13 protein-coding genes are annotated in these 16,157 nt (G+C 71.0%); all 13 read left to right on the plus strand.

Annotated elements, in window-relative coordinates; all coding sequences use genetic code 11:
• Nucleotides 1-6 precede the first annotated feature (6 nt).
• The 13 genes from ASG70_RS07115 to ASG70_RS07175 all read left to right on the plus strand — a co-directional run bounded on the left by ASG70_RS07115 (nt 7) and on the right by ASG70_RS07175 (nt 16,157).
• Nucleotides 7-2,271: an FG-GAP-like repeat-containing protein gene (locus ASG70_RS07115; RefSeq protein ID WP_056883116.1), complete on the plus strand. Its 2,265-nt coding sequence runs from the start codon at nt 7-9 to the stop codon at nt 2,269-2,271.
• A 287-nt stretch (nt 2,272-2,558) separates the two neighbouring features.
• Nucleotides 2,559-3,353, plus strand: coding sequence for an ABC transporter ATP-binding protein (locus tag ASG70_RS07120; protein ID WP_082590241.1), 795 nt, complete (start codon nt 2,559-2,561; stop codon nt 3,351-3,353).
• The gene (locus ASG70_RS07125; protein ID WP_056883117.1) at nt 3,346-4,092 is read left to right on the plus strand and encodes an ABC transporter ATP-binding protein; all 747 of its coding nucleotides are present in this window, start codon (nt 3,346-3,348) and stop codon (nt 4,090-4,092) included. Before ASG70_RS07120 ends, ASG70_RS07125 begins: the two co-directional genes overlap by 8 nt.
• A 47-nt stretch (nt 4,093-4,139) precedes the next feature.
• The gene (locus ASG70_RS07130) at nt 4,140-5,384 is read left to right on the plus strand and encodes an ABC transporter substrate-binding protein (protein ID WP_056883118.1); all 1,245 of its coding nucleotides are present in this window, start codon (nt 4,140-4,142) and stop codon (nt 5,382-5,384) included.
• 75 nt (nt 5,385-5,459) lie between these two features.
• Nucleotides 5,460-6,332: a branched-chain amino acid ABC transporter permease gene (locus tag ASG70_RS07135; protein ID WP_056883119.1), complete on the plus strand. Its 873-nt coding sequence runs from the start codon at nt 5,460-5,462 to the stop codon at nt 6,330-6,332.
• Complete coding sequence (locus ASG70_RS07140) at nt 6,329-7,357, plus strand: branched-chain amino acid ABC transporter permease (protein ID WP_056883120.1); 1,029 nt, start codon at nt 6,329-6,331, stop codon at nt 7,355-7,357. The genes ASG70_RS07135 and ASG70_RS07140 overlap by 4 nt, the downstream gene beginning before the upstream one ends.
• 78 nt (nt 7,358-7,435) lie before the next feature.
• A complete protein-coding gene (locus ASG70_RS07145; RefSeq protein ID WP_056883273.1) occupies nt 7,436-8,212 on the plus strand; it encodes a MerR family transcriptional regulator in 777 nt (258 codons plus the stop codon).
• Between the two features lie 384 nt (nt 8,213-8,596).
• Complete coding sequence (locus ASG70_RS07150) at nt 8,597-10,291, plus strand: ABC transporter substrate-binding protein (protein ID WP_082590243.1); 1,695 nt, start codon at nt 8,597-8,599, stop codon at nt 10,289-10,291.
• A gap of 5 nt (nt 10,292-10,296) precedes the next feature.
• Entirely contained in the window at nt 10,297-11,253 is a 957-nt protein-coding gene (locus ASG70_RS07155; RefSeq protein ID WP_056883121.1) for an ABC transporter permease, read from the plus strand.
• Nucleotides 11,250-12,167 carry an ABC transporter permease gene (locus ASG70_RS07160; RefSeq protein ID WP_082590245.1) on the plus strand — a complete coding sequence of 306 codons (918 nt, stop codon included), beginning with the start codon at nt 11,250-11,252 and terminating at the stop codon, nt 12,165-12,167. Before ASG70_RS07155 ends, ASG70_RS07160 begins: the two co-directional genes overlap by 4 nt.
• A complete protein-coding gene (locus ASG70_RS07165) occupies nt 12,164-13,267 on the plus strand; it encodes an ABC transporter ATP-binding protein (RefSeq protein WP_082590247.1) in 1,104 nt (367 codons plus the stop codon). Before ASG70_RS07160 ends, ASG70_RS07165 begins: the two co-directional genes overlap by 4 nt.
• On the plus strand, nt 13,264-14,376 hold the full coding sequence (locus tag ASG70_RS07170; RefSeq protein ID WP_082590249.1) for an ABC transporter ATP-binding protein: 1,113 nt from the start codon (nt 13,264-13,266) through the stop codon (nt 14,374-14,376). Before ASG70_RS07165 ends, ASG70_RS07170 begins: the two co-directional genes overlap by 4 nt.
• Entirely contained in the window at nt 14,373-16,157 is a 1,785-nt protein-coding gene (locus tag ASG70_RS07175; protein WP_056883122.1) for a gamma-glutamyltransferase family protein, read from the plus strand. Before ASG70_RS07170 ends, ASG70_RS07175 begins: the two co-directional genes overlap by 4 nt.

The raw sequence follows: 16,157 nt of genomic DNA on the forward strand, positions 1-16,157 counted from the left end.
ACCGTCATGACCACCCCCACCCGTACCCCGCGCCTGCGCCGCTCCCTCGTGGCGGTCGTCGTCAGCGCGCTCGCCGCCGGGCTGCTGGCTCCCGGGTCGGCGCAGGCCGCCGACCCGGTGCCCCCCACCCTGGTCTCGCTGTGGACGACCCCCTCTGCGGTCACCGTGCCGGGCACGACGAGCATCCAGCTCCGGGTCGCCGGGCCGGACCGCCCCGCGTACGCCCAGGTCACGGTCGTCGAGCCGTCCGGGCGCCCCAGGACGGTCCAGCTCGCGATGGCGGACGATGGTCCCGGCCACTACACCGGTACCACCTCCTACGCGGTCAAGGACGGGTCCGAGAACGGGCACTGGAAGGTGCGGCAGGTCTACCTCCCTACGCCGTACCTGAGCACGATCATCTGCGACAGCAGAGTGCAGGAGAGCTACTGCACGGACCACCAGGACTTCTCCGCGGTCGGTCTCGACGTCTCCGGCTCGGTCTTCGACCCCGAGGCACCCGTTGTCTCGGCGGTTGCCGTCACGTCGCCGACCGTCCACGTCCCTGACCAGACGCTCGACCTCACCTTCGACGTCAGTGACGTCCACCCGGTCACGCGGCTCGAGCTCCAGTTCCGCCCCGACGCCCCGGAGGCGCAGGGCCGGTACCTCACGGCCGTCGTCGAGGACGCCGCCCAGCTCGCAGCGGGTCGGGCGTCGGTGGCGGTCCCGACCGCCTACGACTCCACCTACCGGCTGCGCTGGCTCGTCACCGTCGACTCGGTGGGCAACAAGGCCACCTACCGTCCGGACGGCTGGGTCAACCTGGAGGGCGGCGCCACGGGGCCGAGGAAGCACTCCCTCGACTTCTCCGCGCTGTCGTTCACCGCGAGCGGCTCGACCATGGACATCGACCCGCCACGGCTCGAGAGCGTCGTCCCCAGCGCGACGAAGGTCGTGCAGGGCGCAACGGCCGGCGTGCCGGTGGCCTACACCGCCACCGACGCGGCCGACGCCCTGTACGCGGCTTACCTCTGTTACACGGGTCCGTCCGCCGTCGAGGTCTGTCGTGCCGAGGACGTGACGGGCACCCCGCGCCTCTACCCCCTGGCCGGGTCGGCGGTCATCCCCACCCCGTCGGCAGGGGTGTACCGGCTGACGCGTGTGTCGCTCAGCGACAGGATGTCCAACCCCGTCGAGTACCGGCGGGACGGTTCGACCTACAGCTCGGTGACCAAGGCCAGCGGCACCCACACGTTGAGCTTCGCCGCCGCCGACATCCGCGTCGTGCCCGCCGCCCCCGAGGTCCGGATGCGTCCGCGCCCCCAGTCGGCCGAGGTGGTCTGGGCTGCATCGGAGGGCACGACCGGGGTGCGGGTCGACGTCACGTCCGGCAGCACCAACGTCACCACGGTGCGGGGAACGGGACCCAGCGGCAGGCTCGTCGTGCCCGGACTGCGCAACGGCACCACCTACCGCGTCTCGGTGACTCCTGAGAGCAGCGCGGGTGACGGCAAGGCAGTCGCCCTCACGGTGGCCCCGGCCCTCAGCGGCAACGTGTTCAGCGCCGGCGACGTGGACAACGACCGGCGTCCCGACCTGGTCGCACACCTGCCCGACGGGCTGGTCCGGGTCTACCGCGGCTCGGGACCTGCCACCTTCGGGGCCGGAAAGGCGGTGGTCGACGTCGGCGACCAGCGGCTGTTCCCCAACGGGCGCCTGGACGGACGCGCGACGTTCCTCTCCCTGTCCTCCGGCACCGACCTCCAGGCCATGCACCTCGCCTGGAACGTCACCTACGTCGGGGTCACGCCGATCGGCCCCGGGTGGGGCATGCGCTTCATCGACGGGAGCTCCGACTTCACCGGCGACGGCAAGGCCGACATCGTCGCGGTGACGCCGGGTGGGACGGCCTACCTCTACCGCGGCGACGGCAGCGGTGGCTACTCGCACGGCACCCGGATCGCCACCGGCTGGAGCACGATGCAGACGGTCTTCGCCTCGCCCGACGTCACCGGCGACCGGCGCGCGGACCTGCTGGGAGTCGACCAGGCGGGAGTGCTCTGGATCTTCCCCGGCACCGCCAAGGGCACCTTCACGCCCAAGCGCAAGGTCGGATCCGGGTGGGGCGGCCTCGGGGCGCTCTTCCACGCCGGCGACGTCACCGGGGACGGCCGGGGCGACCTCGGTGCGGTCACCATGGACGGCACGCTCCGGGTCTACAAGGGCTGGGGCAACGGCCAGTTCAGCAGCGCGGTGACCGTGAGCAAGGGCTGGGCCCCCTACCTCTGACGGGTGGCCCCCGCCCGGGGCACCAGACCCGCGACACACCCGCAACACGGCGGTTGCTGAGCGAAACGGGAACCATAGCTCCCGTTTCCCCGCGCAACCGCCGCTTTGCGTGGGAAGCACCGCCGTGCCCGGCCGACGGGCCGCCTATCCGTATGTGCCGTACGGACATGGTTGACCGGGACTCTGTGTCGAGGGCGGCCATGTCAGGGCGTTCTGCCCGGCCCTAGGGTTCTGCAGAACCGCGACGGCGCCCGCTGCCTCGCACCCAGCCGCACGAGGAGGTGCCGGTGCCCACCCAGGCCAGCCCCGAGGCGTCAGGTGCAGCAGGAGCGCTGCTCGAGACCCGTGACCTGACCAAGGAGTTCCGCGGCTTCCGTGCCGTCTCCGACGTCAACCTGCGCGTCGTCGAGGGCACCGTCCACGCCCTGGTGGGTCCCAACGGCGCAGGCAAGACGACGCTGTTCAACCTGCTCACCGGCTTCCTCGCGCCGACGTCGGGGGAGATCCGCCTCGGTGACCGTGAGATCACCGGTATGCAGCCCGAGCAGATCGCGCACCTCGGCATCGCCCGGTCGTTCCAGATCACCAGCCTGTTCGACCAGATGAGCGTCGTCGACCACGTCGAGCTCGCGCTGGCCTCCCCGACCGGGCTGGGCTACCGCTTCTGGCGCTCCTCCAAGCAGATGCGACAGTTCCGCGACCGCGCCACCGAGCTGCTCGACCAGGTGGGGCTGGCCGACCGCTCCGGCGCCGCTGCCGGTTCCCTGGCCTACGGCCAGAAGCGGGCGCTCGAGCTGGCGCTCGCGCTCGCCCTGGACCCCAAGCTGCTGCTGCTCGACGAGCCCACGGCCGGCATGGGGCTCGAGGACGTCGACCGCACCATCGCCCTCGTCAAGAAGGTGTCCGAGGGCCGCACCGTCGTGTTCGTCGACCACAACATGCACGTCGTCGGCTCGCTGGCCGACACCGTGACCGTCCTGCAGTCCGGTCAGGTCCTCGCCGAGGGCACCTACGACCAGGTGCGCAACGACGAGAAGGTCATCACCGCCTACCTCGGACAGGCCGGAGAACAGCATGTCTGACCACGTCGCCCAGGGCTCCCCGAACGCAAAGGGCTCCCAGCACGTCCTCGAGGTCGCCGGGCTCTCCGCCTGGTACGGCGAGGCGAAGGTGCTCAGCGATGTCGACCTTCGCGTCGAGCCCGGCGAGGTCGTGACCCTCGTGGGGCGCAACGGCGCGGGCAAGACCACGCTGCTGCGCTCGGTGATGGGCCTGCACCGGCACGTCGAGGGCACCGTGTCGTGGGGTGGCTCGGACCTCGGCAGGTCCTCGCCGGACAAGCGGGCGCGGGCCGGCCTCGGCTGGGTGCCCGACGACCGCGGCATCTACGCGACGCTGACCGTCGCCGAGAACCTCACCCTCCCACCGGTGACGAGCAAGGCCGACGCCTGGAGCCTCGAGCAGGTCTACGAGCAGTTCCCCGTCCTGCACGAGCGCCGCGACTTCCCGGGGACCAAGCTCTCCGGCGGCGAGCAGCAGATGCTGGCCATCGCCCGCGTGCTGCGCATGGGGTCCCGGCTGCTGCTGCTCGACGAGCCCAGCGAGGGCCTCGCGCCGGTCATCGTCCAGCGCATCGGGGAGATCATCCGCCAGATCAAGGCCCAGGGCGTCTCCGTGCTGCTCGTCGAGCAGAACGTCACCTTCGCCTCCACCGTCGCCGACCGCCACTACCTGCTGGCCCAGGGCCGCGTCGTGGAGTCGCTCGACAACGACAGCTTCCAGTCCCGCACCACCGAGCTCCTCGAGTACCTCGGCATGTGACACCGCCACCCGCACGACCCGGCACGACCAACACCCCAGGAGGGGACATGCAGCGCAAGAAGACCCTGGCCTTGATGGCCACTGCCGTCAGCGGCAGCCTCGTGCTCGCCGCCTGTGGCGGAGGCGGCGGACCCGCCTCGAGCGGCGGCAAGATCAGTGACGGCAAGGTCGTCCTCGGCCTGCTCAACGACCAGTCCGGTGTCTACAAGGACCTGTCCGGCCCCAACTCCAAGGTCGCCATCGAGATGGCCGTCGCGGACTACAAGGCCAAGTACGGCGACAAGGCGGTGGCCAAGGACATCGAGGTCGTCCAGGCCGACCACCAGAACAAGCCCGACATCGCCAACACCAAGGCGCAGGAGATGTACGACCGCGACAAGGCCGACATCATCCTCGACGTCCCCACGTCGTCCGCCGCGCTCGCGGTCGCGACCCAGGCCAAGGCGAAGAAGAAGCTCTTCATCGACATCGGTGCCGGCACCACCGCCCTGACCGGCGCCCAGTGCAACAAGTACACGTTCCACTGGGCCTACGACACCTACATGCTCGCCTCGGGCAACGGCGCGGCCACGGTGGAGTCCGGCGGCAAGAACTGGTCGATCGTCTACCCCGACTACGCCTTCGGCCAGGACATGACGAAGTCCTACAGCGCGGCCGTCGAGCGCGCCGGCGGCAAGGTCCAGCAGAAGATCGCCACGCCGTTCCCCAACGACAACTACGCCACGTTCATCACCAAGGCCGCCGCGTCCAAGCCCGACGTCATCGGCATCATGGCCGCCGGTGGCGACCTGGTGAACTTCATCAAGCAGTTCAACCAGTCGGGTGTGGCCAGCACGACCAAGCTCGCCGTCGGCCTCATGTTCATCACCGACGTGCACAGCCTGGGCGTCGACCAGTTCAAGGGCACCACCTTCACCGACGCGTGGTACTGGAACTTCGACGCGCAGAACCGCGCCTGGGCCGACAAGTTCATGGCCAAGACCAAGGTGCGCCCGTCGTTCGCCCACGCCGGCAACTACTCCGCCGCGATGAACTACCTCGAGGCGGTCCAGGCAGCCGGCACCGACAAGAGCGACGACGTCGTCAAGCAGCTCGAGGGCAAGAAGATCAACGACATGTTCCTGCGCAACGGCGAGGTCCGTGCGGCCGACCACAACGTCGTCCACGACGTCTACCAGGTCAAGGTCAAGAGCAAGGACCAGGTCAAGGAGGAGTGGGACCTCGAGCAGGTCGTCAAGACGATCCCCGCCAACGAGGCCTACGCGCCCGCGTCGCCCGACTGCAAGATGTGACGTCCCGGCCCCGGCGGGACATCCCTCCCGCCGGGGCCGGCGCCCGCCGACCTCCCCCGACGAACCGGAAGAGCAATGACGGCATTCATCCAGTACACCCTCCAGGGCCTCGCGCTCGGCGGGTTCTACGCGCTCGCCGCGCTCGGCCTGGCGGTCATCTTCGGCGTCCTCGGCGTGGTCAACTTCAGCCACGGCGCCTGCTACATGCTCGGCGCCGTCGGCGCGGCCGTCCTGCTCGACGCGACCGGGCTCGGCTTCTGGGCCGCCCTGCCGATCGTCACCGTGGCCATGTTCGTCTTCGGCGTCCTCATGGAGCGCCTGCTCGTGCGGTGGCTGCTGCGGCTCGACCCGCTCTACAACTTCCTGCTCACGTTCGGCATCACGCTCTTCCTCGTCGACCTGGTCAAGCGCCGCTACGGCGTCTCGTCGCTGGCCTACGAGCTGCCCGCCGGCCTCAAGGGCCGTGTCGACATCGGCAGCGTCTCGCTGTCGAGCTACCAGATCTTCGTGGCGGCGTTCTCGGTCGTCCTGTGCCTCGCCGTCTGGGTGCTGCTCACCCGCACCCGCATCGGCATGATCGTGCGGGCCGCCACCGAGGACGCCGAGCGCTCCCGCGCCCTGGGCATCAACGTCGGCCGCTGGGTCACCCCGGTGTTCGGCTTCGGTATCGCGCTCGCCGGCCTCGCGGGCGTGCTGCGGGCCCCGACGGGCTCGGTCAACGCCGACATGGGCAGCTTCTTCATCATCATCCTGTTCGCCGTCGTCGTGATCGGCGGCCTCGGGTCCATCCTCGGTGCGGTCGTGGCGGGCTTCCTCGTCGGGCTCGTCGAGGCCTACGGCCAGGGCTACGCGGGGTCGTTCAGCCAGGTGCTGATCTTCGTCCTCATGGCGGTGGTCATCCTGGTCCGGCCCTCGGGCCTGTTCGGTCGCGAGGAGGCCGCATCATGAGCCAGCAGCTGGTGTCCAAGGTCGATGTCGAGCTCCCCTCCGAGCCGTCGCTCACGGCGCGCCGCCCCTTCCTTCGCTGGGTGGGCCTCGCCGTGGGGCTGCTCGTGGTCCTCGCGCTGCCCTGGTACATCTACCCGCCCGTGGCCATGGACATCGCCGCGTGGGCGCTGTTCGCGATCTCGGTCGATCTCCTGCTCGGCTACACCGGCCTGCTGTCCTTCGGGCACGCCGCGTTCTGGGGCACGTCGGCATACACGACCGGGCTCATCGCCACCCACGTCGGCCTGCCCTTCCCGGTCGCGGTGCTCGGCGGTGCCATCGCCGCCATGCTCCTCGCGCTGCCGACCGGCTACCTCGCGGTGCGGCGCACCGGCATCTACTTCGCCATGGTGACCCTGGCGTTCGCGCAGATGGTCTACTTCATCGCCAACCAGTGGCGCGACGTCACCGGCGGCGAGAACGGCCTGCAGGGCATCCCCAAGAACCTCGGCGGGATGACGGACCTCATCAACAGCGACGCCTTCTACTTCTACTACGCCGCCATCCCGATCATCCTGCTCGGCGTCCTGCTCGCGTGGCGGATCGTCAACAGCCCGTTCGGCCGCGTGCTCGTCGCCATCCGCGACAACCCCGCCCGCGCGCGTGCCCTCGGCTACGACGTCGAGCGCTACAAGATCATGGTGTTCGTCCTGTCGGCAGGCCTCGCGGGCCTCGCGGGTGGCGTCTTCTCGGTCAGCCACGGGTTCGCGTCGCTGCAGGAGCTGGTCTGGACCACCTCCGGCAAGGTCGTGCTCGTCACCGTCCTCGGTGGCATCGGCACCCTGTGGGGCGGACCGGTCGGTGCTGCGCTCGTGGTCCTGCTCGAGGACCGGCTGGCCTCGTCCGGGTTCAACGGCATCGGCATCATCACCGGCGCGATCTTCGTCGTCATCGTCCTGGCGTTCCGCCACGGCATCTGGGGCACGGCCCGCAACGGCCTCGGCGCCTGGCTGCGCTCGCGCCGCCGCACCCGCGAGGACGTCTGACCGACCCGCGGCGCCGCCCCCGCCTTCGGCAGGCGGGGTCTTGACCCTCACGCCACGGGAGGGGCCACAGTGGTCGACATGACCGATGGCACGCAGCTGACCACGCTCACCGTGGGCCAGGTGGCCGACCAGCTCGACCTCACGGTGCGCACCCTGCACCACTACGACGAGATCGGGCTCCTCCGGCCGAGCGAGCGCTCGCCGGCCGGCTACCGGCTCTACACCGTCGACGACCTCGCGCGCCTGCAGCACGTCGTGGTCTACCGGCGGCTCGGGTTCACCCTGGACGAGGTCGCCCTCCTCCTCGAGCACCCCGAGAGCGTGGCCCAGCACCTGCGTCGCCAACGCGCAGCGGTCATGTCCCGGCTGGACGAGATGCGCGACCTCGTCGTGGCCATCGACCGAGCACTGGAGCGAGAGATGAACAACCAGCCAGCCACGCCCGACGACATGAAGGAGCTCTTCGGCGAGAAGTTCGAGGACGGCCAGCAGGAGGCCGAGCAGCGGTGGGGCGAGACCGAGCCGTGGAAGCAGTCGCAGGAGCGCACCAAGCACTACACCAAGGCCGACTGGGCCGAGGTGAAGGCTGAGACGGACGCCCTGCACAAGGCTTTCACCGATGCCATGGACTCGGGGGAGCCGTCCACGAGCGAGGCCGCGATGGACGCCGCCGAGATGCACCGGCAGCACATCACCAGCCGGTTCTACGACTGCTCGCCGGCGTTCCACCGCAACCTCGCCGACCTCTACACGAGCGACCCGCGCTACGAGGCGTCGTACGACGAGATCCGCCCCGGCATGTCCCGCTACGTGCGTGACGCGATCTACGCCAACGCGGACCGCCAGGAGGCCTGAGGCTTCCCTGGAACCCGCCACCGGCGGCAGGACGGGTACGGCGCCGGCGCCCCTTCGAGGGGTGTCGGCGCCTTCGCGTGCGCGCCACGAAGGCGACGCGGGCTCGGGCGCTGGCTCGGCTCGCCACCGCACTTGTTGCCAGCCGATGGTCACGAGGCCCCGGACAACGGCCTCTGGTGACGAGCTCCCGGCAACATGTCGATGGGTGTGGATGACGGTCGGGCGGGTCCTGGGGTGCGTGGGTGACGGACGGGCGGGGCGTGGGGTGCCCGAGGGTGGTCCGGGGTGTCCGGATGGTGAAGAAAGTGCGCGCTCGCCCTTCTCCGTTGACTGTATACAGGATACGATCCTGCGAATCCGGCCCACACCCCCTGGGAGCGAACCATGACCATCCGCACCGTCCTGCGCCGCCCGCTCGAGCCCCACCTGCACCCGAACCCACGCGTCCGCCCACGCCACCTGGCACTCGTGGTCGCGCTGTCCCTCACCGCCGCCGGGTGCAGCGCCGTCCAGCCGTCGTCCGGCTCGGGCTCCTCCGCCTCCTCGGCGGCCACCGGACAGGACTCGTTCGGCGACCCGGCCTCGGCCGACCAGGTCAAGGACGGTGGCACCCTCGTGATGGCGCTGTCGGCCGAGCCGGACCAGCTCGACCCGGCCCTGTCGCGAAGCCTCTACTCCCGCTATGTGTTCCACGCCATGTGCCAGAAGCTCTACGACGTGGACCAGAACGCAAAGGTCGTGCCCCAGCTCGCGACCGCGCTGCCCACCACGAGCGCCGACGGCAAGACCGTCACCATCCCGGTGCGCGACGACATCCAGTTCGCGGACGGGACCCCCTTCAACGCCGAGGCCGTCAAGGCCACGATCGACCGCGAGCTCACCATCGAGGGCTCGGGGCGCAAGAGCGAGCTCGGCCCGATCGCCGACGTCACCGCGAAGGACAGCAAGACGGTCGTCGTCACCCTGTCCAAGCCGTTCGCCCCCCTGACCGCGGCGCTGACCGACCGGGCCGGGATGATCGTCAGCCCCAAGGCGGCCAAGGCGCTCGGTGACAAGTTCGCGACCGCGCCGGTGTGCGTCGGTCCGTTCAAGTTCGCCAAGCGGGTCCCGCAGAACTCCATCGAGCTCGTCAAGGACCCCAAGTTCTACGACGCCGACAAGGTCCACTTCGACAAGGTGACCTACCGGATCATCACCGACGCCAGCATCCGGGCCGCCAACCTGCGCTCGGGTGACGTGCAGGTCGCCGACTCACTCTCGGCGCAGGACGTCCCGGCGCTGCAGAAGGAGAAGAACCTGCAGGTGCTGCAGTCGCAGTCCCTGGGCTACCAGGGCGTGACGTTCAACATCGCCAACTCCGCGGGCATCGGCAACCCGCTCAAGCAGCTCGACACCCCCGAGGCGAAGGACCCGCGCATCCGTCAGGCCTTCGAGCTCGCGATCGACCGGGCGGGGCTGGTCAAGGTCGTCTTCAACGACTTCAACACCGTGGCCTGCTCGCCGATCTCGCCCAAGAGCGAGTTCTCCACCGAGGCGGCGCAGAAGTGCACGCCGCACGACCCCGCCAAGGCGAAGCAGCTGCTCAAGGAGGCCGGCGTCACCACGCCGGTGAAGATCCCCATGATCACCTCCAACAACCCCGACAGCCTGCGCCTCGCCCAGGCGCTGCAGTCGATGGTCAAGGAGGGCGGCTTCGACCTGCAGATCAAGCCGGTGGAGTACGCGTCGCTGCTCGACCAGCAGGACCGTGGCGACTTCTCCCTGCTCCAGCTCGGCTGGTCGGGCCGCATCGACCCGGACGCCAACATCACCAACTTCGTCGGCACCGGTGGCAGCCAGAACGTCGCAGGGTTCAGCGACAAGGCCGTCGATGCCCTGCTGGACAAGGCCCGCGAGTCGAACGACCTGGCTGAGCGCAAGGACCTCTACGGCCAGGTCGTCGACAAGCTGCACCAGAGCGACCCGCTGATCTACCTCTACCGCCAGCGCAACCTCACCGGGGTCTCGACGTCGGTCAAGGGCGTCCAGGTCTTCCCCGACGGCGTCGTGCGTCTCGGGTTCGCCGGGATGGCCAAGTAGCCGCCGTGCGCAGCTACCTGCTCAACCGGGCCTGGCAGTCGCTGGTGACCCTGGTCCTGGCCACCGTGGTCGTCTTCCTGGGCGTGCGCGCCCTCCCGGGGGACCCGGCCCTCGCCCTCGCGGGCGAGGACCGGACCCCGGAGGCCCTGGCCGCGATCCGGGAGCGCTACGGCCTCGACCAGCCCCTGCCGCTGCAGTTCTGGCACTTCGTCAGCAACGCGGCGCACGGTGACCTCGGCACCTCGGTGCGCACCGGCCAGAGCGTCAACGACATGCTGCGGACGGCGCTGCCCGTGACCCTCGAGCTGTCCCTGCTCGCCATCGCGATCGCCGTGGTGCTCGGTGTGGGTGCCGGTGTGGTGGCAGCGGTACGGCGCGGCCGGCCGGCCGAGTGGGTCGCCAACGCGTTCGCGCTGCTGGGCCTGTCCGTGCCGCACTTCTGGCTCGGCCTCATCGCGATCCTCTACCTGTCGGTCGCCACCGGGCTGTTCCCGGCCTCGGGCTTCGTGCCGCTGGGGGAGGACCCGGTCTCCAACCTGCACCACGTCATCCTGCCGGCCCTGATCCTCGGCACCGGGCTCTCGGCGGTGATCATGCGGCAGACGAGGTCCTCGATGCTCGACTCGCTGTCCACGGACTACGTGCGCACCGCCGAGGCGAAGGGCCTGCGCCCCAGCGTCGTCGTCCGACGGCACGCCCTGCGCAACAGCCTGATCGTCGTCGTCACCATCGTCGGCCTGCAGCTGGGAGGGCTCATCTCGGGTGCGGTCGTCACCGAGCAGATCTTCGGCCTGCCGGGCTTCGGGAAGATGACGATCGACGCCGTCTTCCAGCGCGACTACCCCGTCATCCAGGCCGTCGTGCTGGTGACGGCCACCGCGTACATCGTCATCAACTTCGCGGTCGACCTGCTCTACTCGATCATCGACCCGCGGGTCCGCGTCACCGGAGAGGCCTCATGAGCGTCGACACCGCCCTGCCGCCCGCGGCCTCGCCGGCGGACCCCGACCCGACCTCGGCGCCGAGACCCGAGGCTTCGCAAGGGTCGCGCGTCCTGCGCCGCCTGCGCCGCAACCCGCTCGCGCTCGTGAGCTTCGCCGTCCTGGCGGTCGCCATCGTGGTCGCGGTCCTCGCACCGTGGATCGCGCCGTACGCCCCTGAGCAGACCGACTTCGCCAACACCCTGGCGCCGCCCGGTACGGCGGGTCACGTCCTGGGGACCGACGACCTCGGGCGCGATGTGCTGTCGCGGATCATCCTCGGCAGCCGCGCGTCGCTGGAGGTGGCCGCGCTCGCGGTCTTCACCGCGCTGGTCATCGGCGTGCCGCTCGGCCTCGTCGCGGGCTACTTCCGTGCAGCCGACGCGGTCATCTCCCGGCTCACCGACCTGCTGCTGGCGTTCCCGTTCCTCATCCTTGCGGTCGGCTTCGCCGCCATCCGCGGGGCCAGCCTCGGCAACGCGGCGGTCGCCATCGGCATCGCCCAGATCCCAGGCGTCATCCGTGTGGTGCGCTCGGATGCTTTGCGGCTCAAGGGACTCGACTTCGTCGCGGCCGCGGTCGTCGACGGTGCGAGCGACCTGTGGGTGCTGCGGCGGCACATCCTGCCCAACGCCACGTCCGTGGTCCTCGTGCAGGCGACCGTGGCCATCCCTGCCGCGATCCTCGGCGAGGCGGTCCTGTCCTTCCTCGGGCTCGGTATCCAACCGCCCTCGCCGAGCCTCGGGACCATGCTCGCCAACGCCCAGCAGTTCGCGGCACGTGCCCCCTGGGCAGCCGTCCTGCCCGGCGTCGCGATCATGGTGCTGGCCCTGGCGTTCAACGTGTTCGGCGACAGCCTGCGCGACGCCCTCGACCCGAAGGCGAGCCGCCGATGACCGCCACCGCCACCACCGCCACACCTGACACCGGGACGGCCCCCGTCCTGGAGGTCGCAGGTCTCGGGGTCAGGTTCGCCACCGAGTCGGGGACCCTCTCGGCCGTCGACGGCGTCGACCTGAGCCTCGCGCCGGGTGAGATCGTCGGGATCGTCGGCGAGTCCGGCTGCGGTAAGTCCGTCACGGCGATGAGCCTGGCCGGACTGCTGCCCCGCAGCGCGAAGATCGAGGGCTCCGTCCGGTTGCTCGGCACCGAGCTCGTCGGCGCGAAGCCGGGTGTCCTGCGGGCTGCTCGCGGGCAGGACATCGCCTACATCTTCCAGGAGCCGATGAGCTCCCTGAACCCGGTCCTCACCGTCGGGCGGCAGATCACGGAGGTGCTGCAGGTCCACGAGAAGCTCTCCCGCAAGGAGGCGCTCGAGCGGGCGGTCGAGCTGCTGGGGGTCGTGGGAATCCCGTCGCCGCGCGAGCGCGTCAAGCACTACCCGCACCAGCTGTCGGGCGGCATGCGCCAGCGCGTGATGATCGCGATGGCCGTCGCCTGCCAGCCCAGGGTGCTGGTCGCCGACGAGCCGACCACAGCCCTCGACGTCACCGTGCAGGCCGGCATCCTCGACGTGCTGCGCGGCCTGCGCGACCGGTTCGGCACGAGCATCCTGGTCATCACCCACGACCTCGGCGTGATCGCCGACGTCGCAGACCGCGTGGTGGTCATGTACGCCGGCCGCGTCGTCGAGCGGGCCGGCGTCGACGAGCTCTTCGCCAGGCCGCAGCACCACTACACCTCCGGCCTGCTGTCCGCGTCGCCGACGCCGGGCCGGCACGCCGGGACGCACCGGCTGCAGGAGATCCCCGGCCTCGTGCCGGTGCTGTCCGAGCAGCCCGACGCCTGCACCTTCGCCGACCGCTGTCCGGCCGCGACGGACCGGTGCACCACGTCCCGGCCGGTCCTGGAGCCCGCCCGGGTGTCCGCCCCGGAACCGGCGCAGGGTCGACCGATGGGGCAGGGCGGCCCGGACGGCCTCGGCCGCGAGCACCTGGTCGCCTGCTGGCACCCCCGCGGGGACACCCCCCGCCTGACCCCGGAGGACCGCGCATGAGCACCGTCCCGACCCAGGGCGCCCCGCGCCCCGACGCGCCGGAGCAGGTGCACGACCAGCCGGTCGTCCTCGAGCTCGAGGACCTGGCCATGCACTACGGCCCGGTGAGGGCGGTCGACGGCGTCAGCCTGCAGATCCGGCGCGGCCAGGTGACCGCGCTCGTGGGCGAGAGCGGGTCCGGTAAGTCCACCGTCGGCCGCTGCATCGTGCGGCTGGTGGAGCCCACCGCTGGGGCTGTGCGCCTGGCCGGCGCCGATGTGACCCACCTGTCCCGGGGACAGATGCGCCAGCACCGCCGCGACGTCTCCATCGTGTTCCAGGACCCGGCGGGCTCGCTCGACCCCCGCATGCTGGTCGGTGACGTCATCGCAGAGCCGTTGCGGCTGCAGGGGTCCCGGCTCTCACGCCAGGAGCGTTCCCAGCGGGTGAGCGACGGCCTGCGTCGCGTGGGGCTGCGGCCCGAGGTGGCCAAGCGCTACCCGCACGAGCTCTCCGGTGGCCAGCGCCAGCGGGTGAGCATCGCGCGGGCGCTCATGTCCGAGCCGACGCTGCTCGTGGCCGACGAGCCGACCAGTGCGCTCGACGTGTCGGTGCAGGCGTCGGTGCTCAACCTGCTCGCCGACCTGCAGCGCGACATCGGCTTCGCGTGCCTGTTCATCACCCACGACCTGTCGGCGGTGGAGTACCTCGCCGACGACATCGCGGTGATGTACCTCGGGCAGCTGGTCGAGCAGGGCACACGGGAGGAGATCTTCGCCCACCCGCGGCACCCGTACACCCAGGCCCTCCTCGCGGCCGCGCCGGTGGCCGACCCCGCGAAGCAGCGGGCTCGGACCCCGGTCCTGCTCGGCGACGACCTTCCGTCGGCGATGGACCCGCCGTCGGGGTGCCGCTTCCACACCCGGTGCCCCGTCGCCGTACCCCGCTGTGCCGAGGAGGTGCCCACGCTGAGGAAGGTGGGGGGCGCGACCGTGGCCTGCCACCTCGTCGAGGACGATGGGACCGGCCCCGACATCCGCAGCGCCGCCGGCACGGTCGAGGCCGCCGGCACGGCTGCCCCGGCAGCCACTGCTCCCGAAACCGCAACCACGACAGGACGTCCCGCATGAGCTTCACCACCCGGCCGACGCTCGAGGGCACGTTCGGCATGGTCTCCTCGACGCACTGGATCGCCTCGCAGGCGGCCATGCGCGAGCTCGAGCTCGGGGGCAACGCCTTCGATGCGGCGGTCTGCGCCGGCTTCGTGCTGCAGGTCGTCGAGCCGCACCTCAACGGTCCCGGCGGCGACATGCCGGCGGTCATCGCCACGGCCGACGACCCGACGCCTCGGGTGCTCTGCGGCCAGGGCCCGGCGCCTGCCGGAGCGACCATCGAGCACTACCGGTCGGAGGGGCTCGACCTGGTGCCCGGATCCGGTCCCCTCGCGGCAGCGGTGCCCGGGGCGGTCGATGCCTGGCTGCTCATGCTCCGCGACCACGGCACCCGCTCGCTCGAGGACGTTCTCGCACCGGCCATCGGTTACGCCCGCCACGGCCACCCGCTCCTGGGCAGGGTGAGCTCGACCGTCGAGACGGTGCGCGACCTCTTCGAGGAGGACTGGCACACCTCGGCCGACCTGTGGCTGAAGGACGGCAGGGCTCCCGAGCCCGGCGCCCTCTTCAAGAACCCGAGGTGGGCCGACACACTCGACCGGCTGGTCGCCGAAGGCCGTGCCGCCGGGTCCACCCGGGAGGCGCAGGTCGACGGCGCCCGCAGGGCCTGGAGCGAGGGATTCGTCGCCGAGGCGGTGGATGCGTTCTCCCGCAAGGCGTTCCGTGACTCCAGCGGTGAGGCGCACGGCGGCCTCATCACCGGTGCGGACATGGCTGCGTTCAGCGCGACCTGGGAGGAGCCGGCCACGATCGAGTGGCGCGGCCACACCATCGCCAAGACCCGCGCCTGGGGTCAGGGGCCTGCGCTGCTCCAGACCCTGCGCACCCTCGACGCGCTCGGCGACCCGGCGGCCCTCGACCCGTCGACGGCCGCCGGCATCCACGCCGCGGCCGAGGTGCTCAAGCTCTCCTTCGCCGACCGCGAGGCGTGGTACGGCGACGTCGACGTTCCGCTGGAAACCCTTCTCTCGCAGGAGTATGCGGCCGAGCGCGCCGGGCTCGTGGGCGACACCGCGTCGCTCGAGCTGCGCCCAGGCAGCCCCGACGGGCGCGAGCCCGCCGTCGCGGCATACGTCCGTGGGGTGGGGGCTCCGCAGGCTGAGGGTGACGCCACCACGGGGGAGCCGACGGTGGCGCCCACGGGGGTGACCCGTGGCGACACGTGCCACGTCGACGTGGTCGACCGGTGGGGCAACATGGTCTCGGCGACTCCGAGCGGCGGCTGGCTGCAGAGCTCACCCACCATCCCCGAGCTCGGGTTCTGCCTCGGCAGCCGGATGCAGATGTTCTGGCTGGAGGAGGGGCTGCCGTCGTCGTTGGCGCCCGGTCGCCGTCCGCGCACGACGCTGACCCCGACCCTCGTGCTGCGAGACGGGTTGCCCTACATGGCCTGCGGCTCACCCGGCGGGGACCAGCAGGACCAGTGGCAGCTGGTGTTCCTGCTTCGCCACCTCGTGGGCGGCCAAGAGCTCCAGGACGCCATCGACGCGCCGTCATGGCACACCACGAGCTTCCCCGGGTCGTTCTACCCGCGGCAGAGCGAGCCCGGCGTAGTCGTCGCCGAGGACCGCGTCGGGGCCGACGTCATCGCCGGTCTGGAGTCCCGCGGTCACACCGTGCGTGTCTCCGACCCTTGGAGCCTGGGGCGCCTGTGCGCGGTGACCCGCGACGCCGGGACCGGGCTGCTCCGCGCCGGCGCGAACCCGCGAGGGATGCAGGGCTATGCCGTGGGGCGCTGA

Origin of the sequence: Phycicoccus sp. Soil748, assembly GCF_001428025.1 — a bacterium.
Classification (GTDB): Bacteria; Actinomycetota; Actinomycetes; order Actinomycetales; family Dermatophilaceae; genus Pedococcus.